Source organism: Streptomyces sp. NPDC048643 (assembly GCF_040650615.1).
Taxonomy (GTDB): Bacteria; Actinomycetota; Actinomycetes; order Streptomycetales; family Streptomycetaceae; genus Streptomyces.
This window is the reverse complement of sequence record NZ_JBEZHO010000001.1, coordinates 126457-149379: the sequence shown is the minus strand read 5'-3', so window position 1 is coordinate 149379 and position 22923 is coordinate 126457. Positions and strand designations below refer to the sequence as shown.

The 22923-nt window shown below is 69.7% G+C and carries 22 protein-coding genes, 1 tRNA gene and 2 pseudogenes; 19 read left to right on the top strand and 6 right to left on the bottom strand.

What is annotated here, in order from left to right:
* Positions 1–255: 255 nt before the first annotated feature.
* From AB0C62_RS00610 to AB0C62_RS00530, 17 genes and pseudogenes are all read left to right on the top strand, one after another.
* The gene (locus AB0C62_RS00610; protein ID WP_362968898.1) at positions 256–438 is read left to right on the top strand and encodes a hypothetical protein; all 183 of its coding nucleotides are present in this window, start codon (positions 256–258) and stop codon (positions 436–438) included.
* 100 nt (positions 439–538) lie between these two features.
* On the top strand, positions 539–802 hold the full coding sequence (locus AB0C62_RS00605) for a DUF6284 family protein (RefSeq protein ID WP_362968897.1): 264 nt from the start codon (positions 539–541) through the stop codon (positions 800–802).
* Positions 799–1923 carry a conjugal transfer protein gene (locus AB0C62_RS00600; RefSeq protein ID WP_362968896.1) on the top strand — a complete coding sequence of 375 codons (1125 nt, stop codon included), beginning with the start codon at positions 799–801 and terminating at the stop codon, positions 1921–1923. The genes AB0C62_RS00605 and AB0C62_RS00600 overlap by 4 nt, the downstream gene beginning before the upstream one ends.
* Positions 1924–1949: 26 nt before the next feature.
* Positions 1950–2540, top strand: a complete 591-nt coding sequence (locus AB0C62_RS00595; protein WP_362968895.1) for a GGDEF domain-containing protein — start codon at positions 1950–1952, stop codon at positions 2538–2540.
* Positions 2537–2878: an RRQRL motif-containing zinc-binding protein gene (locus AB0C62_RS00590; RefSeq protein ID WP_362968894.1), complete on the top strand. Its 342-nt coding sequence runs from the start codon at positions 2537–2539 to the stop codon at positions 2876–2878. Before AB0C62_RS00595 ends, AB0C62_RS00590 begins: the two co-directional genes overlap by 4 nt.
* Positions 2879–2907: 29 nt before the next feature.
* Positions 2908–3123 (top strand): hypothetical protein, encoded by a 216-nt coding sequence (locus tag AB0C62_RS00585; protein WP_362968893.1) that lies wholly within the window; start codon positions 2908–2910, stop codon positions 3121–3123.
* 96 nt (positions 3124–3219) lie between these two features.
* Positions 3220–5424, top strand: coding sequence for a cell division protein FtsK (locus AB0C62_RS00580; RefSeq protein ID WP_362968891.1), 2205 nt, complete (start codon positions 3220–3222; stop codon positions 5422–5424).
* 141 nt (positions 5425–5565) lie between these two features.
* The gene (locus AB0C62_RS00575) at positions 5566–5820 is read left to right on the top strand and encodes a hypothetical protein (RefSeq protein WP_362968889.1); all 255 of its coding nucleotides are present in this window, start codon (positions 5566–5568) and stop codon (positions 5818–5820) included.
* A 16-nt stretch (positions 5821–5836) separates the two neighbouring features.
* Positions 5837–6025, top strand: a complete 189-nt coding sequence (locus AB0C62_RS00570) for a hypothetical protein (protein WP_362968888.1) — start codon at positions 5837–5839, stop codon at positions 6023–6025.
* Complete coding sequence (locus AB0C62_RS00565; RefSeq protein ID WP_362968887.1) at positions 6022–6216, top strand: hypothetical protein; 195 nt, start codon at positions 6022–6024, stop codon at positions 6214–6216. Before AB0C62_RS00570 ends, AB0C62_RS00565 begins: the two co-directional genes overlap by 4 nt.
* Before the next feature lie 12 nt (positions 6217–6228).
* Positions 6229–6702: a hypothetical protein gene (locus AB0C62_RS00560; protein ID WP_362968886.1), complete on the top strand. Its 474-nt coding sequence runs from the start codon at positions 6229–6231 to the stop codon at positions 6700–6702.
* A gap of 19 nt (positions 6703–6721) precedes the next feature.
* Positions 6722–7207 (top strand): hypothetical protein, encoded by a 486-nt coding sequence (locus AB0C62_RS00555; protein ID WP_362968885.1) that lies wholly within the window; start codon positions 6722–6724, stop codon positions 7205–7207.
* A gap of 86 nt (positions 7208–7293) precedes the next feature.
* A pseudogene (locus tag AB0C62_RS00550) lies at positions 7294–8512 on the top strand (DNA cytosine methyltransferase).
* The gene (locus AB0C62_RS00545) at positions 8509–9402 is read left to right on the top strand and encodes a bifunctional DNA primase/polymerase (RefSeq protein WP_362968884.1); all 894 of its coding nucleotides are present in this window, start codon (positions 8509–8511) and stop codon (positions 9400–9402) included. The pseudogene AB0C62_RS00550 and the gene AB0C62_RS00545 overlap by 4 nt, the downstream one beginning before the upstream one ends.
* A 68-nt stretch (positions 9403–9470) precedes the next feature.
* The gene (locus tag AB0C62_RS00540; RefSeq protein WP_362968883.1) at positions 9471–9758 is read left to right on the top strand and encodes a hypothetical protein; all 288 of its coding nucleotides are present in this window, start codon (positions 9471–9473) and stop codon (positions 9756–9758) included.
* Positions 9755–11302, top strand: coding sequence for a YfjI family protein (locus AB0C62_RS00535; protein ID WP_362968882.1), 1548 nt, complete (start codon positions 9755–9757; stop codon positions 11300–11302). The genes AB0C62_RS00540 and AB0C62_RS00535 overlap by 4 nt, the downstream gene beginning before the upstream one ends.
* A gap of 692 nt (positions 11303–11994) precedes the next feature.
* Positions 11995–13501 (top strand): annotated as a pseudogene (locus tag AB0C62_RS00530) (LacI family DNA-binding transcriptional regulator).
* A gap of 121 nt (positions 13502–13622) precedes the next feature.
* Here the strand turns inward: AB0C62_RS00530 and AB0C62_RS00525 are convergent.
* The 3 genes from AB0C62_RS00525 to AB0C62_RS00515 all read right to left on the bottom strand — a co-directional run bounded on the left by AB0C62_RS00525 (position 13623) and on the right by AB0C62_RS00515 (position 15643).
* A tRNA-Pro gene (locus AB0C62_RS00525) sits at positions 13623–13696 on the bottom strand.
* Positions 13697–13724: 28 nt separating this feature from the next.
* Positions 13725–14525 (bottom strand): Pr6Pr family membrane protein, encoded by an 801-nt coding sequence (locus tag AB0C62_RS00520; protein WP_362968880.1) that lies wholly within the window; start codon positions 14523–14525, stop codon positions 13725–13727.
* A gap of 191 nt (positions 14526–14716) precedes the next feature.
* Complete coding sequence (locus AB0C62_RS00515; RefSeq protein WP_362968879.1) at positions 14717–15643, bottom strand: metallophosphoesterase; 927 nt, start codon at positions 15641–15643, stop codon at positions 14717–14719.
* Positions 15644–15800: 157 nt separating this feature from the next.
* On the opposite strand from AB0C62_RS00515, the gene AB0C62_RS00510 reads away from it, so the two are divergent.
* A complete protein-coding gene (locus AB0C62_RS00510) occupies positions 15801–16265 on the top strand; it encodes a GatB/YqeY domain-containing protein (RefSeq protein ID WP_362968877.1) in 465 nt (154 codons plus the stop codon).
* A 201-nt stretch (positions 16266–16466) separates the two neighbouring features.
* Here the strand turns inward: AB0C62_RS00510 and AB0C62_RS00505 are convergent, their stop codons facing one another.
* Entirely contained in the window at positions 16467–18791 is a 2325-nt protein-coding gene (locus AB0C62_RS00505) for a transglycosylase domain-containing protein (protein ID WP_362968876.1), read from the bottom strand.
* A 406-nt stretch (positions 18792–19197) separates the two neighbouring features.
* Here AB0C62_RS00505 and wblA point away from each other — a divergent pair, with 406 nt between their 5' ends.
* Positions 19198–19536, top strand: coding sequence for a transcriptional regulator WblA (wblA, locus tag AB0C62_RS00500; protein ID WP_028799159.1), 339 nt, complete (start codon positions 19198–19200; stop codon positions 19534–19536).
* 376 nt (positions 19537–19912) lie between these two features.
* Here the strand turns inward: wblA and AB0C62_RS00495 are convergent, their stop codons facing one another.
* Together AB0C62_RS00495 and AB0C62_RS00490 are read right to left on the bottom strand one after the other, a co-directional pair.
* A complete protein-coding gene (locus AB0C62_RS00495) occupies positions 19913–21301 on the bottom strand; it encodes an ArsA-related P-loop ATPase (RefSeq protein WP_362968875.1) in 1389 nt (462 codons plus the stop codon).
* Positions 21298–22275: an ArsA-related P-loop ATPase gene (locus AB0C62_RS00490; protein ID WP_362968874.1), complete on the bottom strand. Its 978-nt coding sequence runs from the start codon at positions 22273–22275 to the stop codon at positions 21298–21300. Before AB0C62_RS00490 ends, AB0C62_RS00495 begins: the two co-directional genes overlap by 4 nt.
* Between the last annotated feature and the right edge of the window lie 648 nt (positions 22276–22923).

Sequence of the window (22923 nt, the reverse complement as noted above, 5' to 3'; positions counted from 1 at the left end):
CGGACGGGGGGAGGGCACCGGACAGTCGCCTGTTGTGGGCGATCCCTTGGCAGTCCGGATGGCAGACCGAGAGGTCAGGTCTCTGCCTGCAACGGGGCCCTAGCGAGCTGTTCCTTGAACCGGCAGCCGCGTCCCCGAAAGAGATCACTCATCCACCGAAGTTACTCGCGGCTCCCCGCACTGGCTTTCGTCTCGTACGAGCTGCGGTGCAGGGAGTCGCGAGAGTGCTTCACCCATCAGTCGAGAGGACTGTTCATGGACCGTCTGAAGAAGGCCGCTGCCGAGCACCTTCGCGCTGCCGCTGTCCAGCGTGAGCGCGGTCGAGACGCTGCGGCGGACCGGCACGAGGCCCGTGCGGATGCTCTGGAGTCCGGCCGAGTCACCGACCGCACCGACGACGCGATCGGCATCTTCCGCGCGGCATTCCGCCGCCGCTGACCTCACAACAACCCACCACCCGCTACGGCGCGCGGCCCCGGTGCTGGAACACCGGGGCCGCTGTTCGGGCCGTTCACCCTGTGAGAGGAACCACGACCCAATGAACGAGATTACTGTTCTGGACGCCGTCACGGCGTTCGCCGACTTCATGGAGCCGACGGACGCGGAACTGACCGCGATCGAGCGGGAGATGCCGCTGATCCTGGCGGACGTCGACCTGGTCGACGCGCAGATCGCGGCCATGGACCACGCCCCGAACGACATCGACGCCCGCCGGATCCGCCGGGCCCTGGCCCGCGTGCTCGCCGAACGGGCCAGGCTGACCAACCGCACGGCCGCGGTCCCGGCGGGCGGTGCGGCATGAGCGCCGCCGTCTCCCGCCGTCCGCTGAGCCGGGCACAGAAGGTCGTTCTCGCGGCCGCGTTCGTCCCGATGGTCGCGACCGGCGTTGCTGGCGGCGCGGGGACGTTCAGCAATATCAGCACCGCCTACGGGAGCGGGACCGCGCTTGGTGCGGTCGCCGCTGGCGAGGGTGCCACGGCCGTGCTCGCCCTGGTCCTGCTGGGTCTGACGATGCTGGGGCAGTCCTCGCCTCACACGATCCGTCTCGGCTTGTGGGCGCTGCCCGCGGCAGCGTCGGTGATGGCCGCGACCGCCGGTACCGATGCCGGGCACGCCGTCATCTACGCCGTGACCCCGATGGGCATGTGCGTCTCCGCCGAGGGCGCGGCGTTCCTCGCCCGCCGCATCGTCGTCCACACCAGCGGACACGACGCCGAATCGGAACGCCGGTCGGCGGCCGTCGTGCAGTCCCTCGCCTACCACCGGGCTCGCGCCGCCAACCACCCCAGCAAGGGAGCCCGGAAGCGCTCGGACCGGGCGTCATGGCGTCTCGCCCGGCGGGTCGGCACCGGGGACGCGTCGCTCGGATCGAGGCTGCTGGACGTTCAGCGTGAACGCGTCACGTCCGGTGCGGACGCCGCGCTGGCCGCGATGTTCACCCCCGTCGCCCTCGACTCCACCCCGATCGTAAATGCGGAGGAATCGACTGGAACCAGTCGAGGAGGGTCTACCTCTGATCTGCCGGTATCGAGCGTGCCCACGGTCGTACTGACCCGCATGGTGGTGCCCGATCCGGCACCGGTCGACCTGGGCAAGTCGGGCACCGGCACGAAGCCGGTGCCCGCCGTTGTCCCGGCCGTGAAGCCGATCCCGATCGCGTCGACCTCTACGCTCCCCGCGGTATCGAGTCGGCGCCACCGGGCGACCGGACGGGTCCCGGATGCCGCGAAGTCGACCCGCACCCGGCGCACCTTCGAGCAATTGATGGCCGAGGCGCGCAAGGCGACCGCTGCTCTGCCGGACGGCCAGATCACCGGCGAGGGCATCCGCCGGACCCTGCGTACCTCGCCCGCGAACGCCCGCCGCCTGCGTGACGCCGTGCTCGCCGAACGCGCCACGGCCACCCCGGCGGTGACGCCGTGAACGCTCTCGCCGCACTGTTACCGGCCGTGCCGCCCGTCTTGGGCTGGGCGGTCCATGCCCGGTGGCTGCGCGGCCGGCTGACCGCGGCCCGCCGTGACCCGCTCACAGGGTTGTGGACACGGGAGGCGTTCACCCGCCGGGCCCGCCGTCTGCTGCGCGACCCGCGCGCGGTCGTGATCCTCGCGGACGTCGACCACTTCAAACAGGTCAACGACGTGCATGGTCACGCGGCCGGTGACGCACTGCTGGCCGAGGTCGCCGCCCGCCTCGCTCACGGCACCGCCCCCGGCGGGGTCACGGGCCGGCTCGGTGGGGATGAGTTCGCGGCCGTGCTCGTCGACCGCGACGGTATGGCCGCCGACCGGCTGCATACCCTCGCCCGCGTCCTGGCCCGGCCGCTCGACTCCGCCCCCGATGTCCACACCACGGTGTCGTTGGGGTGGGTGCGGGCCGTCGACCATCCGGGCGAGGATCTGTCCGCGCTGCTGCGCCGCGCGGATGAGGCGATGTATGCGGTGAAGCGCTCGGGACGCTCCGGGCCTCTGCGGGCGGTGCGGCTGGGGCGGTTGCTCGGGTCGGTCGCCGGACGCCGGGCCGGACGTCGCGGCGCGGCATGAGCGCGCTGCCCGTCTTCGGGTGGCACCTCGCACCGGACGGCTACGCGACCCGCCGCCAACTGCGGGCCCGCGGACTGCGACCCGGTGGCCAGAGCGTGGCCGCGCAGCTCGAACGCCCGCGCCGGAGTCGTCCGCCGCTGGTCGCCCATCTCTACCGCGTTGACCTCGCCAAACCGATCCGGCCGATGACCCCGGGTCGGTGGCGGGCGCACGCCGCGATGATGCGCGCTCGCCGTACCTGCCCTGCCTGCCGGCGTGATGCCGGGTACGTCATCCCGCCGACGCTCGGCATGTGCGTGACCTGCGCCTACCCGGCCACCGCACCGTGCGCCGCCTGAACACCCCATCGACCGCGAGGAGTTCCGCCATGCCCGACCCGACCCCGGCACCCGCGCACACCGTCGCGTTCCACTGGTCCGCACTGGTCCTGGTCGCCGGTCTGTGGCGCCCGGTGTCCGGGATCGTCACCGGCCCGGACGGCTACGAGAAGGCCGACGCCTACTTCGAGGCCACCGACCAGCTCACCATGCAGGGCCTGCGCGGCGCCGTGGCGCACTTCCGGGCCACCCGCATCCAGCTCTGACCCCCTGCTCACCGTTTGTTCGCGGGGTCCGTCCGCCCACCTTCCACAGCGTCGGCCGGACCCCGCTCACCCCTCCGTATCCGGAAGGAACCTTCAGTGAATCAGCCCGACGACAACGAACTGTTCCACCGGCTCGAAGCCGAGATGACCGCCGCCCCTGGAGCGGACGTGGTCGACCTCGACAAGGCCCGATCCGTCCGTGACGGGTCGGCCGCCCCGACGGCCGACCCGCTGCCCGACTCCCGCCCCACCGAGTCGGCCGACCCGGACGACGAGGAGTCGGCCGACTCGATCGCGCGTCCGGTCGACCGTCCCGACCTTCCCGCGCCGGGCATCACCACCTACAAGCGTCGGCCGATCCTGCCGACGTGGCTCACCTCGAAGCCCGGCTTTGTTGCGACCGCAGAGCGCGCGGCCGGCAACGCCTTCTACGCCACGGCCTTCCACGGCATCCGCACCCCCTGGTACGCCCTTCAGCTCACGTTGCACGCGCCGCGTGGTGCGGCCCGTTTCGTGCGGGACAGCAACCGGTGGGTGTGGGACGCGGAGGGTGCGCCGCTGCGCGAGTACGAGGTACGGCGGGAGAACACCGCTGAGTACCTGAAGCTGTCCCGGCAGCGCGACGGACGGGTCCGGCTGCGGGTCCTGGTCAGCACGGTTGCCCTGGTCTTCGGCGCCGCGTTCGCCCTGACTCTGTACGTGCTGGCCCCCGCCTGGTTAGGCGTGCTCGCTTCGGCGGCGGTGCTGGTCGCCGGTTTCTGGGGCTCTCCGCAGGACCACCCGGTCATCGGGCCCGCGGTGCTCAAGACGGAGATTCAGAAGCTGACCGGTCCGATCGTGCTGCGCGCTTTGGACAACATCGGCAACGCGAAGCTGTCGGCCGCCATCAAGAAGGGCGGCGACATGAACGGGATGCGCTTCACCTCCGAGATCACCCGGGATGGCCCCGGCTACCGCGCCGACCTCGACCTCCCCTGGGGTGTGACCCCGGGGGACATCATGGAGGCCCGCAAGCCGCTCGCGTCCGGGCTGCGCCGCAAGGTCGGCTGTGTGTGGCCGTCGGCCGACCCGACCGAGCACGAGGGCCGGCTGATCCTGTGGGTGGGCGACAAGCCCATGAACGAGACCACCAAGCCCGCCTGGCCGCTGCTGAAGTCGGGCAGCGTCGACCTGTTCCGGCCGGTCGTGTTCGGCAACGACCAGCGCATGGGCGACGTCGCCGTCACTCTGATGTTCGCGAGCGTGGTCGTCGGGTCCATCCCGCGGATGGGCAAGACGTTCCTGATGCGGCTGTTCCTGCTCATCGCCGCGCTGGACCCGCGGGCGGAGCTGTACGCGTTCGACTTCAAGGGCACCGGCGACTTCGGCGCCCTGGAACCGGTCTGTCACCGCTACCGGGCCGGAGACGAGGACGAAGACATCCTCTACGTCCTCGAATCGCTGCGCGAGCTGCGGGCGGAGCTGCGCCGCAGGGCGAAGGTCATCAAGTCCCTGCCGCGCTCACGCTGCCCGGAATCGAAGGTCACCCCCGAGCTGGCGAACGACAAGTCGCTCGGTCTGCACCCGATCGTGGCCGGGTTCGACGAGTGCCAGGTGCCGTTCGAGCACGAGAAGTACGGGGCGGAGATCGAGGAGATCGCGACCGACCTGGGCAAGCGTGGTCCGGCGCTGGGCATGGTGACCCTGTTCGGTACCCAGCGGCCGGACGCGAAGTCGCTGCCCACCGGCATCTCCGCCAACGCGGTGCTGCGTTTCTGCCTGAAGGTGATGGGCCAGCCCGCCAACGACATGGTGCTCGGCACCTCGATGTACAAGGCCGGATACCGGGCGACGATGTTCTCCCGCACCGACCGCGGCATCTGCTGGATGGCCGGCGAGGGCGACGACCCCCGCATCGTCGCCTCCGCGTTCATCGACGCCCTCGGCGCCGAACAGGTCGTCGTGCGGGCCCGGAAGATGCGCGAGGCGTACGGCAACATCACCGGCCACGCCATCGGCGAGACGCCGGAGAGCGGCGAGCCCGCGTTCGACCTGCTCGCCGACGTCCTCAACGTCGTTCCGGCCGACGAGGACAAGGTGTGGAACGAGAAGATCGCCGCCCGCCTCGCCGCCCTGCGCCCGGAGATCTACGGCGGGTGGAAGGCCGAGACGGTGACCACGAACCTGCGCCCGCACGGCATCACGGCGCAGGACGTCTGGGGCACCACCGACAAGGGCAAGGGCACCACCCGCCGCGGCATCGCCCGCCTCGCCATCACCATCGCCATCACCCAGCGTGACGGAAAGCCGTCCGGAGACTGACGCGCACCGCTGCTAGGTCTAGCACTCACCGTCGCTAGACCTAGCAGCCCCGCTAGCACCCCAAACCGGCTCTGATCAGCAACCTCGCACCTAGCACCCGACCTGCGAGAACACCCGGAAACCCGCCTGGAAGGGCACCCCATGACCCTCCTCCTCCTTGCTGGAGCCTGCCTACTTGCCATCACTCTCGGTTACTGGAGTCTGTGTGCGGCGAGCCCGTACGGCGACTGCCGCAAGTGCCGCGGCTTCGGCTTCGCCATGAAGAGCGACCGCAAGGGCCGCCTCAAGCGCGGCAAGCCCTGCCGCCGCTGCAAGGGCCACGGCAAACGCATACGCGTCGGCCGCCACCTCTACAACCTGTGGCTGCGCGTGGCCCGCGCCGGCACCGCCGACTGACCCCGGGAGAGCAGCCATGACCCACAACCCCGCGCACCGCCGGCCGCCCGTCATCGTCTGCCACGACGAGACGAGCGATTTCCTGGCCGCCGACGTTCAGGACCGGTTCCGCACTGATCCGGTGAGCCTCGCCGGCCTGCACCGCGTGCTCGCCGACATGCGCGCCGGGTTCACCAACCCCGACAGCCCGGAGGGCTTCCGATGATCCTGAACATCTCCGCCGTGCTGCTGTTCGGCGCCGCATCCGCCCTCGCCGTCAAGACCCGGTCCGCCGGCGGCGGCTCCGCACTGGTCCTGTTCCTGTTCGGGTTCTTCGTCGCCGGGACCGGCGCCTACGGACCCATCCACAACCTCGTGCAGGCATCCGCCGACGCCCTGTCCGCCCTCGGCAACTGAAGGAGACCCGCCGTGAACGAACACACGCCCGCCCTGCGGCCGGACCTCCCGGCCGCCCTGGCATACGACCCGGCATCCCTGACCCCGTACGCGCCCACTCCCGCGGCCGTGGAACTGGCCGCCGAACGGGGCCCGGTGGTGTGGGTGCCCGACGCCTACGGGCGCCTGGTCCCCATGGCCAAGCACCTCGCCCCCGCCCCGATGATCCGCCCCGAACCGCGCGACCTGACCCCGCTGCCCCTGCTGGACCCCGTCGCCCAGCGCTTCATGGGCGCCGGGCTCGGGGGTGGCGCCCTCGCGGCCGGCGTCGGTTACGGCGTGGGCGAGGTCGTCAACGCCGCCGCCGGACTCGGCACCGGGACCGTCATGTGGATCGCGCTCGCGGTCCTCGCCTGGCGCACCCCGATCCGCTCCATCAGCGGCGGGCGCGGCAGCACGGTCAACATCCGCAAGGCCGTCATCAAGCGCAACCACTTCCACGGCTGAACCCCCGGAGAGGACACCCGTGTTCGAGATCCGCGTCATCTGCGCCCCGCAGGACACCGAACGTGTCGTCGCCGCACTCGACGGCACGTTCACCACCGGCACCGCGACCGTCTACCCCACCCGTGACGGCCACCGGAACCGCCTCTACATCAGGGCCGACCTGCCCACCCAGGACGCACCGGCCGACACGGCGCACTGGCCCACGCCGGAAGCCGCGTACGACACCGCACCCAGCATGGTCCGCGAGATCGGATGGACCGCACGCGCGGCCCGCGAAGTGGCGTCCGGCACCTTCCCGGAGCGCGAGTTCTGGCTCCGCAAGGCCGCCTTGCTCGACCGCATCGCCCTGCACGACATGAGTGACGGGGGCGACATCCCCACCGCCGCCGCGGACCTCGCCGTACAAGCCGCCCGCGAACTCATGGACCTGGACGACGAGCCGGTGCTCTGCGACCCGCGCGCCTACGTCCGTCAGCAGTACGCCCTCTGGGCCAAGAGCCAGTAGCGACGCCAAGGGCGGCCCCCGTCTCGCCAAAGTCCGGGGCCGCCCTTGTCAGCCAGTACCCACCTAAGGAACTGGAGACATCCAGCATGACGCAACCCATCGACATTCGGCGAGCCCCCGGCTCGCCACCGACGATCGTCGCCCTGTGCGCCGGCTACGGCGGACTCGAAACGGCGATCCGCGCGGGCATCGGCGGCCGTGTCGCCGCGTTCGCCGAGAACGACCCGCACGCCGCGGCCGTGTTCGCCACGCATCACCCCGGGGTGCCGAACCTCGGGGACATCACCGCCGTCGACTGGAATGAGGTGCGTGACCTGCACGCGCCGGACGTGGTCGGCGCCGGCTTCCCCTGCCGCAACATCTCCAACGCTGGACGAAGGGACGGAATCGATGGGCAGTGGTCGCGGGTCTGGAAAAACGTCGCTCAGGCTGTGGGCGTCCTTCGACCGCGTCTCGTGTTCCTGGAAAATGTGGCGGCGATCCGCTCGCGGGGGCGGGGCCTGGACGTCGTCGCCGCAGACCTGGCCGCGCTCGGGTATGACGCGCGCTGGACATGTCTACGAGCTGGCGACGCCGAAGTCGGCGCCCCGCACCCGCGGGACCGCTGGTTCGCAGTTGCTCATCCCGCTGATGCCGACCCCGACCACGGCGGACGGTACCGGTGGGCCCGGCACCTCCCCCAACCGCAAGGGCGGGATGAACCTGCGGACCGCCGTCACGAAGTTGCCCCCCACCGACGGCCTGACCTTGCTTCCCACGCCGAAGGCGTCGGACGGACCGCACGGCGGACCCAACCAGCGCGACGCGAAGGGCAACTACTACCTGCCCGGTGCCGTCGTCCACCTTCTGCCCACGCCTCGCGCCGCCGCCGACCGCACGAGTCGTCGAGCGGCAACGGCACAGCGCTCCGCACCGTCGCTGGAGCAGGCCATCGAGATCGCCGACGGTCGTCTCCCGCGCGAGCTGCGTGCCTGGCGCGAGGCTCCCCGGTCCTGGCAGCCCGAACACCTCGACCAGGAATGGGGCAAGTACGAGGCGGCCGTTCGTCGATGGGAACGGATCCTGGGGCGCCCGGCGCCCCTGCCCACCGAACCCGGCACCCGCGGCGCTCGACGACTGTCCCCCCGGTTCGTCGAGTGGATGATGGGCCTCCCGGACGGATGGGTCACCGACGTACCCGACATCCCCCGCCGGGAACAACTGCGCATCCTCGGCAACGGCGTCGTACCCCGCCAAGCCCACCACGCCTACGGCTGGCTGCTCGAACCCACCGCCGCGCGGCTCGAACGGGAGGCCGCGGCATGAGCGCGCACCTGCTGAACGCGGCCCTGACGGCCGCTCAGCGCGGCTGGTACGTCTTCCCCCTCCGTCCGGGCGTCAAGTTACCGGCGCTGCACGGGGAGCGGACGTGCACCGGCACGGGGCCGTGCGAGAGGGGGCACCGGAAGTGGGAGCAGCGTGCCACGACGGACCCCGACCGCATCCGCGCCGCGTGGACCCGGGCGCCGTTCAACGTCGGTATCGCCACCGGCCCTTCCGGGCTGCTGGTCGTCGACCTGGACACGCCGGAGCACAAGGGCAGTTCGGACGCGCCTGACGGCGCGGCAACCTTCGGGGCGCTCTGCGAGCGCGCCGGGCACACCGTCCCCGACACCTACCGGGTACGGACCGCGAGTGGTGGAACGCACCTGTACTTCACCACCCCGCCCGACCTCCGGATCACCAACACTCAAGGCACCATTGCCGATTCCGTTGACACCCGAGCGTGGGGCGGATACGTGGTCGCCGCCGGCAGCATCACTCCGGCGGGAGCGTACGAACCGCTGTGTGGCCCTGAGGCGGTCCCTCTGCCCTCGTGGCTCCAAAGCGTCCTGCGACCCGCACTCAAACGCTCTCAGGCTCCTTCGGTGACCGTAGCGGGGCAATCGCGCCGATATGCGGATGTAGCGCTTACCGCTGAGGCGCGGAACGTCGCGTCGGCTCAAGTCGGTGAGCGGGAGGCCAAGTTGTTCAGGGCCGCACGCGCGTTGGGGCGGTTCGTCGCGTGGGGCGACCTCCCCCGGCACGTGGTTGAACAGGCTCTTCAGACGGGGGGCGAGGCGGCCGGACTGTCCGCGTCCGAGTGCCGCTCCACCCTGCGCAGCGCTCTCGACTGGTCCATCGCCCACAACCAGACCCGCCGGGCGACGGCATGAGCACCCGCCCGCACCCCCCTCTGAAGAGCATCACCACCCCGAACGATCCACAGGGCACTCCACAGCCTGTGGACACGACGACCGTGGGCGCCCCGAAGGACGCCGCCGAAGGCGTCCCCAATGCTGGTCGCCCTGACCCGAGCAAGGACGACGGGCGCCGCCCCGTGGCCTGGCTCCACATCGTCGCGCCGCCGTCCTGGAGCGTCACCCCGTCCGCCCGGTCCTGGTGCACCTGCGGCTACGAACGCCACGCCATCGGCCGCGCCGCCGTCCTGCAACTGGTCGCCGCTCACGACGAACACCGCACCGCATGCACGCTGTTGAACTCAACCTCGGAAGGCAGGGCCGCCGCATGACGACCAACGACGCGAACGCGGATCTGTGGGAAGGGTTCGAACACATCGAACCCGAGCAGATCACCGGCCCCGCCTGGGACGAACCCGTTCCCCTCCGGGTCCGGCCGCCCCTGCCGGACTTCCCCGTGGATGTCCTGCCCGCCTGGTTGGGCGGCATGGTGCGCGGGGTGGCCGAGGAGACCCAGACCCCGGCGGACCTCGCCGGGTGCCTGGCCCTGGCGGTCCTGGCCACCGCCGCCGGCGGGCGGGTCAAGGTGTGCGTACGCGGGCACTGGCGTGAGCCCGTGAACATCTACACCGCCATCGCCCTGCCGCCCGGCAACCGCAAGTCCGCTGTATTCGACCTCATGGTGCAACCGCTGCTCGATGCAGAGAAGGCCCTGATCGAACTCTCCGGACCCGTCAGGGCCGAGGCGGAGACCCTGGCGAGGCTGGCCAAGTCCGCAGCTGAGAAGGCCGCGGGCAAGGCCGCCAGCGCGGAGCCCGAGCACCGCGACGCCCTGACCGCCGAAGCCGTCCAACTGGCCCAGGACGCCGACAAGATGAGGGTTCCCGCCGAACCGCAGCTCGTCGCGGACGACGTGACCCCGGAGAACGTCGGAACGCTCCTGGACGAGCAGGGCGGGCGCATTTCCTGTCTGAGTGCCGAGGGGGAGCTGTTCGACATCATCGCCGGCCGCTACACCGGCAAGCCCAACATGGGGATGTTCCTCAAGGGCCACGCCGGGGACATGCTCCGGGTCAACCGGCAGGGCCGCAGTGCCCAGCACGTCGACTCACCGGCGGTCACCGTCGGCTTGGCCGTACAGCCGGAAGTCCTGGACGCCCTCAGCCGCATCGACGGAGCCGACGGGCGCGGCCTGCTCGCCCGGTTCCTCTACTCCAAGCCCCTGTCCCTGGTCGGCTACGGCAACCTGACCCCCGCCCTGCTGGACGAGCAGGTGGCCGCCACCTACGCCAAGCATCTGGCGGGTCTGACGCTCGCCTTGGCGGACTGGACCGATCCCGCCCTGATTCAGCTCACCCCGGAGGCCGACGCGGTCCTGCTGGCCTTTCAGAAGGTCACCGAGTCGCGGCTCGGTCCCGACGGGACTTTCGCACCGATCGTGAAATGGGCGTCCAAGCGGGACGGAGCCGTGGCACGCATCGCCGGACTCCTGCACCTCGCCACTCACCCCGACGACGGATGGCACAAGCCCATCGAGGCGTCCACCATGGCCGCCGCCACCGAACTGGGCGACTACTTCACCGCGCACGCCCTGGACGTGTTCAGCGTCATGAGCGCCGACCCCGCCCACGAGTCCGCGGTGACCGTCCTCGCGCAGCTCGTCTCCAGCAACCCCGCACAGTTCACCAAGCGCGACCTGTTCCGCACGCTGCGCCCGGCCGACTTCCCCGCCATCAGCGACCTGGATCCCGCGCTGGCACTGCTCGAAGAACACGGATGGATCCGCCAGCTCCCGCCCCCGCCCCGCTCCGGCAAGGGCGGCCGGCCGCCCTCGCCCCGCTACGAGACCCACCCGCGCATCGCGCGCGGCGCCTGACAGAACCCCCAGACCGCCGACAGAACCGACACAACCCCCCGAGCAAACCGCTGACCTGCATAAACGACCATGATCGCAGTTCTGACAGAACTCAATTAAAACCTGACAGAACTCCCGGCAGCACCGCTGGGCGTCCTGTGACAGAACCTCTCCCGACGAGGTTCTGTCAGGTTTTAATTCAGTTCTGTCAGAGATCCAGAATCCGTCGAAGCCGCAGGTCAACGGCTTGCCGGGGAGGTTCTGTCAGTTCTGTCAGCGGATCCCGCTTCCTCGTGAGGAGTCACCGCTACATGAGCACCGCTCCGCGACCGGAACCCCCGCCCCTTCCCCCTGTCTACCTCCCGAGCGACATCGCCAAGGCCCTCCACTGCTCGGAGTGGTGGGTGAAGGAACAAGCTCGCCGGGGACGCATCCCCTTCACCAAGCCCGCAGGGAGTTACCGGTTCACAGCCGAGCACTTCGCCGAGATCATGCGCATCTTCGAGAGCCGCCCAGCCGAAAGCCGTTACGCTCCTGCGCCGGCAAAACAAGCGCCACGGCGCAGGGCGACCACAGCAACGGCGTCCGTCACCTCCCTGAAGGCAAGGACTCCACGCAGGGCGCAAGGTGGCCAACCACAGTCCAGCGCAGCCTGATTCCGCGTGCCGCCCGGCCCTTCAGCCGGGCGGCACGCCTGTTCATAGGAGAACAAGGTGGGTTATGCCGAGAGTCTCGGCAGCTACTGGCGCGGCCGGTACAAGCTCGCGCTGGGCAAGTACGCCACTGTCCGCGACGCCGATGGCGATGCCATCCGCTTCCGGACCAAGGCTGCGGCAAAGAAGGCGGCTGACGCCGAAGAAGCGAAGTTGCTGGCCGGAACGAAGAAGGCACCCCGGGAGCGCATCACCTTCGGTGCCTACGTCAACCGCTGGTATGCCGCACAGGACTTGGCGGCATCCACCATGCAGAACTACCGGCGGCACATCGAAGAGCATTTACTCCCCGCATTCGAAGACTCCGCCGTCGCCGACATCCTGAGCACCGACATTGCCGTTTGGGAGAAGCGCGAACGCGCCGTGCCCTATGCGGCATCCAGCGTCAAGACATGGCGGGCGACACTGCACCTGATCCTTGCCGACGCTGTTGACGAAGGGTTGCGCGACTCCAACCCGGCAACCAAGCGCCGCGGACGAGGGAAGCGCGCCGGCCGCTCACGTAACCGTGGCCCGGAGAAGGCCGTCACGACCGCACTCGGCATCCTGCTCCTCGCCGAGAGAATGGCCCTGCTGTCCGGCCGCGACGACGAGTTCATGGCCGGCATCATCAAGGGCTACACCGGCATGCGCTGGGGCGAGATCGTTGGCCTTGAGCCCGAGTTCGTCCGGCCGAAGAGCATTCGCGTGGAGTGGCAGCTCTACGAACTGGACACCGGCGAACTGCACCGCTGCCCGCCCAAGGACGACTCCTACCGCGACATCGACACTCCGGATTTCCTCGCCGCGCTGCTTGCCAGCCACATCGCCCGGACGAGACCAAAGCCTTGCGAGTGCCACGGACTGGCCTACGTCTTCCGCGGCCACGGAACCGCCAATGGGTCCGTAAGCCGCCCTGGGGCGAAGCTGGGTCGACGTGGCGCGCCGCTCCGGCGTATCGACCGGCACCGTCTCCAACGCGCTCAACCGCCCGGATGCCGTGGCGGAGTCGACTCGCCTGAAGGTGCTGGAAGCTGTCAGCGATCTCGGATACATCCGCAACGCTGCATCGGGGGAGTTGGCTGCTCACTGGCGGCGCTCCGGTTTCGCCACGTGGCTCTTTCGACCGGCGGTCACAGGGTGGTACCCGGGGCGGGGCAGTCAGGAAGAGCGGCCGGTGCCCGTCGTTGCCGAGCCGTGGCCTGGCATCCCGGCGCGTGGGCGAGGGGCCGCCAAGCGGGCTGAGGCGTGCTGGGTGCCGATCGCCCCGGGGCTCACTCCGCACGGGTTGCGCCACACTCACAAGACCCTGATGAGGGAGGTGGGGACCCCGCCGAAGCTCATGGACGAACGCATGGGTCATGAGGACGGCTCCGTCCAGTCGCGCTATGACCACATCACGCCGGGGATGCGGCAGGCGCTGATGACCGCGCTCACCGGGATGTGGGAGGAAGCGTTGGACGCGCGCCGGACGATGAGTCTCGGCTCGCCCGTGGCTGCTCTGGATGCGTTGCTGAAAGCTCGCTAGCGGGCGCCGATCTGGAGATGGATTCCAAGATCTTCTCCAGGATTTCTCCAGAGAGCCCCTGGAGAACGAGGCAGGCCCGGTGCTGATTACTCAGCACCGGGCCTGACCTGCGATTTGGCTGTCGGGGTGGCGGGATTTGAACCCACGACCTCTTCGTCCCGAACGAAGCGCGCTGCCAAGCTGCGCTACACCCCGATCGTCGCTGCTCTCGCGGCGACGTCGTTTACTTTAGCCCACTGGTGCCCGGAGACGAAATCCGGTTTTCGAGGCCTCGTACGCGGCGTCGGACCGGGTCCGGGCGGACGTGGTCGACCGCGACGATGAGCAGAGCCAGGGCGTAGAAGGCGACGCCGAGGATGGCGGTATTGCCGAGGACGCCCGTGTAACCGTGGCGGTCCACGTCGACGAACGGGTACAGATAGCGCGCCGCGCTCCCCGGCGACATCGCCGCCCCGCGGACCAGGCAGAAGACCAGGTAGGCGAGCGGGTAGAGCAGCCAGGTCACCGCGTTCCGGAACGCCAGCGGGGCCGGCCGGGTCAGCAGCAGCCAGTCGATCACCACGGCGATCGGTGTCACCGTGTGGAGGAGATGGTTCGCCACCGCGTGCCAGCCGGAGAGGGTGTCCACGCCTCCGGTCATGGAGAAAGGGCTGGACTCGTTCGCCAGGAGCAGGTGGTACACCAGGCCCGTGATCGAGATGTAGATCAGCGTGCCGCCCGTCAGCACCCCGGGCAGCGGGCGGCGAGCCGACCAGGCGCGGCGGGCGGATGCCGCGAACACCACCGCGACCAGCAGGTTCGTCTGGATCGTGAAGTAGCTCAGCACCCGCACCGGGCTGCCCAGCTTCACGTCGATGGCCACGCCCGCCGCCGCCGCGAGCGCCACGAGAAGGCGGAAGACCGCAGTGAACGGGCGGCGCGTGGGCGTGACGACCGCCGTCGCCGGGACGAAGGAGACGATCGGCGGTGAGATACCCGGTATCGCGGGGAGGTCGGGTATGTCCCGGGGCATGGGGGTGATCATGGCCCCACGCTAAGCGGATCGGTCGAATCGGGCGATATGGGATGCGGCGAGTGGGTGTCATGAGGGTGGAGCGGAGGGGGCTCCGGTAGGAGAGGGCCGGGCCACCCCTACTCCGGTACGCGCTCGCCGGGGCGCCCTCTCGGGGATGCCCCCGCCGTACCTCGAAGTGCCCCCCGGTGCTCCCGCGCTCCCTACTTCCGCGCCACCAACGTCAGCAGCGACGCCTCCGGCGGGCACGCGAAGCGGACCGGGGTGTAGCGGTTCGTGCCGCAACCTGCTGAGACGTGCATGTACGAGGTGCGGCCCTCTGCCGTGTGGGTGGAGAGGCCCTTGACGCGGTCCGTGTCCAGGTCGCAGTTGGTCACGAAGGCGCCGTAGAAGGGGAGGCAGAGCTGGCCGCCGTGGGTGTGGCCGGCCAGGACCAGGGGGTAGCCGTCGGCGGTGAACGCGTCCAGGGTGCGCAGGTACGGGGCGTGCACGACGCCCATCGAGAAGTCGGCGGACTCGGACGGGCCGCCGGCCACGCGTGCGTACCGGTCGCGCTTGATGTGCGGGTCGTCGAGTCCCGTCAGCTCGATCTCCGAGCCCTCTATCTTCAGCGTGCCCCGGGTGTTCGTCAGGTTCAGCCAGCCCGCGGTGTCGAAGCCGTCCCGCAGGTCCTCCCACGGGTTGTGGATGGCGCTCACCGCGGGCTTGTTGCCGTTCAGCCCGTGACGGCCCTGGGCCTTCTCGAACAAGTACCGGGCGGGGTTGCGGAGTTTGGGGCCGTAGTAGTCGTTCGAACCGAAGACGTACGCCCCGGGGAACTCCATCAGGGGGCCCAGCGCGTCCAGGACCTCGGGCACGCCCTCCGGGTCCGACAGGTTGTCCCCGGTGTTGATCACGAAGTCGGGCCGCAGACCGGCCAGGGAACGCAGCCAGCGCTGCTTCTTGCGCTGCCCGCGCACCATGTGGATGTCGGAGACCTGCAGGATCCGCAGCGGTCGCATCCCCGGCGGCAGGACCGGGACCGTCACCCGCCGGAGGCGGAATGAACGGGCCTCGAACCCTGCCGAGTAGAGCAGACCGGCGGCGCCCACCGCCGTGATTCCCAGGGGTACTCCGTATCGCGCGCGCATACGTCCATCGTGTCAGACCCCGCCAAGTCCGCGTGCCCCCCTGTGGACAACCCCGTACGAAACCCTGCGTCTTCTGTCTGGTGGCCGTTGAGTGCCCGGCGGGCGCGCTGCGAAATCAACGGGCGGCCACCTCACCGCACCTGCGACACTTGGCGGCATGACCACGCTCAAGTCGAAGTTGCAGGAAGACCTCAACGCCGCGATCAAGGGGCGCGACGAGCTCCGCTCCTCGACGCTCCGGCTCACCCTCTCCGCGATCACCAACGAGGAGGTCGCGGGCAAGACCAAGCGCGAGCTCTCCGACGACGAGGTGCAGAAGGTGATCACGCGCGAGGCGAAGAAGCGCCGTGAGGCCGCCGAGGCCTTCGCGCAGGGCGGGCGTGCCGAGTCGGCCGAGCGGGAGCGGGCGGAGGGCGAGGTCCTCGCCGCGTACCTGCCCAAGCAGCTGTCCGACGAGGAGCTCCGGCAGATCGTCGCCCAGGCGGTCGAGGAGGCGAAGGCGGCGGGCGCCGAGGGGCCGCGTGCCATGGGCCAGGTCATGAAGATCGTGAACCCGAAGGTGGCCGGTCAGGCCGAGGGCGGCCGCGTCGCCGCCATCGTGAAGCAGCTGCTCGCGGGCTGATCCGTCGCTGGTCCGCACCGTCGCGGGGCCTTCCTCGTCCCGCTGGAGCGGTGAGTGACGAGCGGCGAGCGAGAGCGCCGGCACGGCAGCGGAAAGGGCACCTTCGAGGCGAAGCGGTGAGCGCGACTGCCGCTTCCTCCGCCGCGAAGGTGCCCTTTCCCATGACCGACGTCGGGACGCCGGAACGTCCGGGCGTACGGATCAGCGTTGGCCGCCGTCTCCGTTGCCGCCGTTGCCGTTCCCGCCGTTCCCGGTACCGCTGTTGCTGTTCCCCTGGATGAATCCCTCGGGGATGGAGAAGGACGGCGTCGGGATCGTCCCGCCGGCGTCGCCCTGGCCGCTGATGGTGTTCCCGAGGGTGGTCTCGCCGTTGGCGTTGCCGCCCGGATTGCCGTTCGGGTCGCCGTTGCCGCCGTCGTCGCGGCCCTTGTCGCGGTCCCTGTTCTTGTCCTTGTCGAGGTCGGGGATGTCGACCTTGTTGAAGGACGGGGCGTCCTTGCCGACGAGCGCGCCCGTCATCAGGTCCCGCCAGATCGGTCCGGGGACCTCACCGCCGTAGACCTTGTCGTGGTAGACGCCGCCGATCGAGATGCCCACCATGTGGACCCGCTGGGAGGCGCTGCCGACCCAGACGGCGCCCGACAGGTTCGGCGTGTAGCCCACGAACCAGGCGTTCTTGCGCTCGTCAGTGGTGCCCGTCTTGCCGGCGTTGGCGCGGTCCGTGAGGCCGGCCTGCTGGCCCGTACCGGAGTCGATCACGCCGCTCAGCAGGGTGCTGACGGTGTCCGCGGTCTTCTCCGACATGGCCCGCGAGCACGTCGACTTGGGCACTTCGAGGGACTTCTCGCGCTCACCGATCTGCTGGCTGATCGACTCGATGGCGATCGGCGTGCAGTACATGCCGCGGGACGCGAAGGCGGCGTACGCCGTGGCCATCGTGAGCGGCGAGATGCCCTTGGCGCCCAGGGCGATGGACGGCACCTGGGGGAGCTTGTCGCCGTTGCCCTGCACGACGCCGAGCTTGTCGATCTGGTTGATCACCGGGCAGAGGCCGATGTCGGAGATCATCTGCACGAAGTAGGTGTTGACCGACTTCGCCATGGCCTCCTTCAGCCGGTAGGGACCGACCTCGGAGGCGCTCTCGTTCGGGACGACCTCGCTCGCCTGGTTCGTCCACGGCTTGCTGCCGCAGGTCTGCACGGGGCTGGGGTACGGCATCTTGTTCGGCGACGAGTACTGCTGCGTCGCCGGCTTGCCCTGCTCCAGCGCCGCCGCGGCCACGAACGGCTTGAACGTCGAACCCGTCGGGAAGCCGTAGTTCGAGCCGCCCATGCCGTAGTTCACCGAGTAGTTGTACTCGGTCTCGTTCTTCCCGTAGCCGTACGGCTTCGACTGGCCCATTCCAAGGATCTTGCCGGTGCCGGGCTCGACCAGGGTGCCCGCCGCCGCGACCTTGTCGGACTTGTTGACGTGATCCTTTATCGAGGTCTGGATCGACTCCTGGGCCTGCGGGTCGAGCGTCGTACGGATCGTCAGGCCGCCCTGGTTCCAGACCTTGGCGCGGGCCTCCCGCGTCTTGCCGAAGACCGGGTCGCTCTTGAAGACGTTCTCCACGTACTTGCAGAAGAAGCTGGCGCCCGCGACCGCCGTGATGCAGCCGTTCTTCGGCTGGCTGACGTGCAGTCCGAGCTTGGCCGCCTTGGCCTTGTCGGCCTCCTGCTGGGAGATGTCGTGCACCTCGGCCATACGCTGCAGGACGGTGTTGCGGCGCTTGGTGGCCTCCTCCTCGTCGTTCACCGGGTCGTACCGGCTGGGCGACTGGACGATGCCCGCGAGGAGCGCCGACTCCTGGAGGTTCAGGTCCTTGGCGTGCTTGGAGAAGTAGCGCTGGGCGGCGGCCTCGACCCCGTAGGCCTGCTCCCCGAAGAACGTGATGTTCAGGTAGTTCTCGAGGATCTTCTTCTTGCCCAGCTTCTCTTCCAGCTGGATCGCGTACTTCAGCTCGCGGATCTTGCGGCCGATGGTCTGCTGGGTGGCCTGCGCGACCTTCGTCGGGTCGTCGCCGGCCTCCTCCACGAAGTAGTTCTTCACCAGCTGCTGGGTCAGGGTGGAAGCGCCCTGGGCCACTCCGCCGTTCTGCGCGTTCTGGTTGACCGCGCGCAGGATGCCCTTCAGGTCGACCGCGCCGTGCTGGTAGAAGCGCGAGTCCTCGATCGCGACGATCGCCTTCTGCATGTACGGCGACATGTCCTTGAGGTCGACCACCGTGCGGTCACGCGAGTAGACCGTCGCGATCTGACCGCCCTTGCTGTCCAGGATCGTCGTCCGCTGGCTCAGCGCGGGACTCTTCAGGTTGTCCGGAATGTCGTCGAATCCCTGGACCGAACCCTTGGCCGCGAGACCGAGCGCGCCGGCGGCGGGCAGGGCGATTCCGGCCATGACGGCGCCCGCTAGCACGCTGACACCGAGGAACTTGGCGGCCTGCTGCGTAGGGGACAGACCACCGCCCGAGCGCTTCTTTGGCATGAGGGCAGCCTACGTTCTCATTCGCCGGACACGCGTATATGCCTTGGCCTAAGCTGCTCTCAACTGTCACAGCAGTGCGGCCACGTATCAATACGTCCGGCGACCCCGAATCGTTCCGGAGGTTCCACGATTTTTGTGGAGGGCGTGTCCGAATCAGCCTTGTGTGTCACCCGGCGTCCGTTGTGACTCAACTGAACTGTCCCGGTTTGCCGGGATCGTCACGCATGCCCTCGGCTCACTCCCCCGGGTGATCTGCCGCTTACGCATAGTCCGTTCGGGCCATTCAAGATTGGGCCCGAAGGGGGTGTTGCGCTGTGCCCACCTTCCGTAACGTCCTCAACTGGCGGCGGTGAATATGCCGCTGCCGCCGTGGGGGAGCCTCGATTCGGGAGAGGACGGCGCCGGTATGGGCTGGGTAACCGACTGGAGTGCGCAGGCGGCCTGCCGCACTACCGATCCGGATGAACTGTTCGTTCAAGGAGCAGCGCAGAACAGGGCCAAGGCAGTGTGCACCGGATGTCCGGTTCGCACGGAGTGCCTCGCCGATGCGCTCGACAACCGCGTCGAATTCGGCGTGTGGGGTGGCATGACCGAGCGGGAGCGCCGCGCGTTGCTGCGCCGCCGGCCGACGGTCACCTCGTGGCGTCGCCTGCTGGAGACCGCGCGTACCGAGTACGAGCGCGGCGCGGGCCTGCTCCCTCTGGACGAGGAAGAGGTGTACGAGCGCTACGCGGCGGTGGGCTGAGGGCCGTTCACGGTCGCCCACCCGGCGACCGGACCCGAGGTGCCCCGCAGGAGACGTCGAGACGGCTGAGACGCCGAGGTGTCCGCGGTGCCCAGGTGGCCGCGGAGTGTTCGCGGTGCCGGGCCCAGACGGTGCGTGTCCGGGCGAGAAGGTCCGGGCGCGCATGGTGCGATGCCACCCGCCGCGCCTCGTGCCGCTGAGGCACGCCGACGGGCGGTGACGACGGGGGCTGCGCGGTGCGGATCGGGCTGCGCGGGATCCGTCCGGGTGTGCGCGTCGTGCGCGTCGCCCTCCGAGTGTTCGCAGCGCCGTGGGGGCCGAGGGCGTCGCGCGTAGTACTCCGAGCGCCCTGAAGGCGATCGGTGGTCGCGCCCGCTCAGCTCTCGGGCAGCTCCGGCCTGTGGGCCGCGAGCCGGTTTCCGATGTCCCGCAGTCCCGCCAGATCGTGTACATCGCCGGGCAGCGCCGCCACTTCCGCCACCGCCACCTCGGGATGGCGCGCGGCGAAGCGGTCACGCGTGCGCTGCTCGCGGGAGAGCAGCTGCATACGCTCGGCGTGCAGCCTCAGCAGGCCTGCGGTGAGCTGGTCGACGGAGCGCTCGGGGTCCGTGGCGGCGGTCCCGTCCGTGTCGGGGGTGCTGTCCGGGGTGGCCGTCCTGGGCGGGGCGTCGGGGGAGCCTTCGTCAGGAGCTGCTGTCTCGGAAGCCGTGGAATCTGAACTGCCGTACGTGTCGGGAGAGTTACGAAGACCAGCTTTCCCGCCCCCCTGATCGACAATGCGGGCCTCGTCAAGATTTTCTACGGTGGCGGATTCCTCGTCCTCCGCCGCTGCGGAATCAAGATCCTCCGCGGCGGAGAGCGCCCGCTCCGCGGACAACCGGGCCGCCCCGCTCCCGTGCACGCGGTTGAGCACCAGCCCCGCGAACGGCATGTCCTCGGCGGCCAGCCGCTGGACGAAGTACGCCGCCTCCCGCAGCGCGTCCCGCTCCGGAGCCGCCACCACGAGGAAGGCCGTGCCGGGGGCCTGGAGCAGCTTGTACGTGGCGTCCGCGCGCGTGCGGAAACCGCCGAAGGTGGTGTCCATCGCGGACACGAACGTCTGGACGTCCTTCAGGAGTTGGCCCCCGAGGACCTTGCCCAGGGTGCCGGTCATCATCGACATCCCGACGTTCAGGAACTTCATGCCGGCCCGGCCGCCCAGCTTCGCCGGCGCCGTCAGCAGTCGGATCAGCCGCCCGTCCAGGAAGGAACCGAGCCGCTTCGGGGCGTCCAGGAAGTCCAGCGCGGAGCGGGACGGCGGCGTGTCGACCACGATCAGGTCCCACTCGTCCCGGGCCCGCAACTGGCCGAGCTTCTCCATCGCCATGTACTCCTGCGTGCCCGCGAAGCCCGCCGAAAGCGACTGGTAGAAGGGGTTGTTGAGGATGGCGGTCGCCCGCTCGCCGTCCGCGTGCGCCTCGACGATCTCGTCGAACGTCCGCTTCATGTCGAGCATCATCGCGTGCAGCTCGCCGCTGCCCTCGACGCCCTTCACCCGGCGGGGGGTGTTGTCGAGCGAGTCGATGCCCATGGACTGCGCCAGCCTGCGCGCGGGGTCGATGGTGAGGACGACGACCTTGCGGCCGCGCTCCGCCGCGCGCAGCCCGAGAGCCGCCGCCGTGGTCGTCTTGCCGACGCCGCCCGAGCCGCAGCACACCACGATGCGGGTCTTCGGGTCGTCGAGCAGCGGGTCGAGGTCGAGGACACGAGCGGGGTCCAGACTCATGACATCCCTTGCTTCCGCAGCTGTTTGGCCAGTTCGTACAGGCCTGCCAGGTCCATGCCCTCGGCGAGCAGCGGGAGTTCGTGCAGGGGCAGTCCCTGCTCGGCCAGGACGCTGCGCTGCTCGGTCTCCAGGGCGTGCCGCTCGGCGTACTCCTCGGCCTGCTGGAGCAGCGGGTCCACCAGCCGCTCGGCCAGTCCGCCGCGGCGCGCGCCGCCGAGACCGGCCGACGAGAGCGACTTGGCGATCGCCGTCCGCGGCGCGGTGTCCACGAGGGCCAGGTCGGTGTCGTCGAGGAGCGCCGGGCGCACCATGTTCATGACGATGCGGCCCACGGGGAGCTTCGCGGCGCGCAGCTCCGCGATCCCGTCCGCGGTCTCCTGGACGGGCATCTCCTCCAGCAGCGTCACCAGGTGGACGGCCGTCTCCGGAGACTTGAGGACCCGCATGACGGCCTGGGCCTGGTTGTGTATCGGGCCGATCTTCGCGAGGCCGGCGACCTCGTCGTTCACGTTCAGGAAGCGGGTGATGCGGCCCGTCGGGGGCGCGTCCATCACCACGTAGTCGTACGTGAAGCGGCCGTTCTTCTCCTTGCGCCGCACCGCCTCGCAGGCCTTGCCGGTGAGGAGGACGTCGCGCACACCGGGCGCGATGGTGGTCGCGAAGTCGATCGCGCCGAGCTTCTTGAGGGCCCGGCCGGCGCCGCCCAGTTTGTAGAACATCTGGAGGTAGTCCAGCAGCGCCAGTTCCGCGTCGATGGCGAGGGCGTACACCTCCCCGCCGCCCGGAGCGACGGCGATCTTCCGCTCCTCGTAGGGCAGCGCCTCCGTCTCGAAGAGCTGCGCGATGCCCTGCCTGCCCTCGACCTCGACGACGAGGGTGCGCTTGCCCTCTGTCGCGAGGGCGAGCGCTAGGGCTGCGGCCACCGTGGTCTTACCGGTACCGCCCTTGCCGCTGACGACCTGGAGCCTGCTCACGTATTCGAGCCTAACCAGTCCGCGGCCGGAGTAAGCAGGAGGCTGTGGACAAGCTGCGTGCGGAACGGGGTGATGTGGCCGGATGCGGTGGGTCGCCTGGGGCGGTGGGTGGTCCTCGGCAGCGGCTACAGTCGGCCATATGACCAAGTGGGAATACGCAAAGGTTACGCCACGCACGATGGCATTCATAGATGGGGCTCTGACCTGCGGTTTTGCTACCTGAGACTGTCACCAGCGGACCGGTTCGGCGCTGCCTCCCTGACACTCCGGGCACGGACGGCGCTCGGTCCAGCCGCAGACCTGACAGCCCCCGAATCCGCAGCAGCCGTCACACCAGATATCCCCTGAGCCAGCGCAGCAGCCGCAGAGATTGCCCCACCCCCAAAGCGACCAGGGAGCCACACCCCCGGTACGTCCGGCGCGCGGAATGGAATGCGTCACCGGTTGCCGCTCCGCCGTCCGAATGGTCATGAGGCGTGCGCGTGCCTGCGGATCTCCACATTCACGTCAGAGACGCGAGACAGGTCCCCCCGCATCCTGGCTTCCGTGCGCTGCGAATCCAGCGCCAAACAGATGTCACACCCCGCCGTCGGCTCAGGATCAGAGTCCAGCGACAAGGGCAGCTCAACCGGCTCAGTGGGGTAGCTC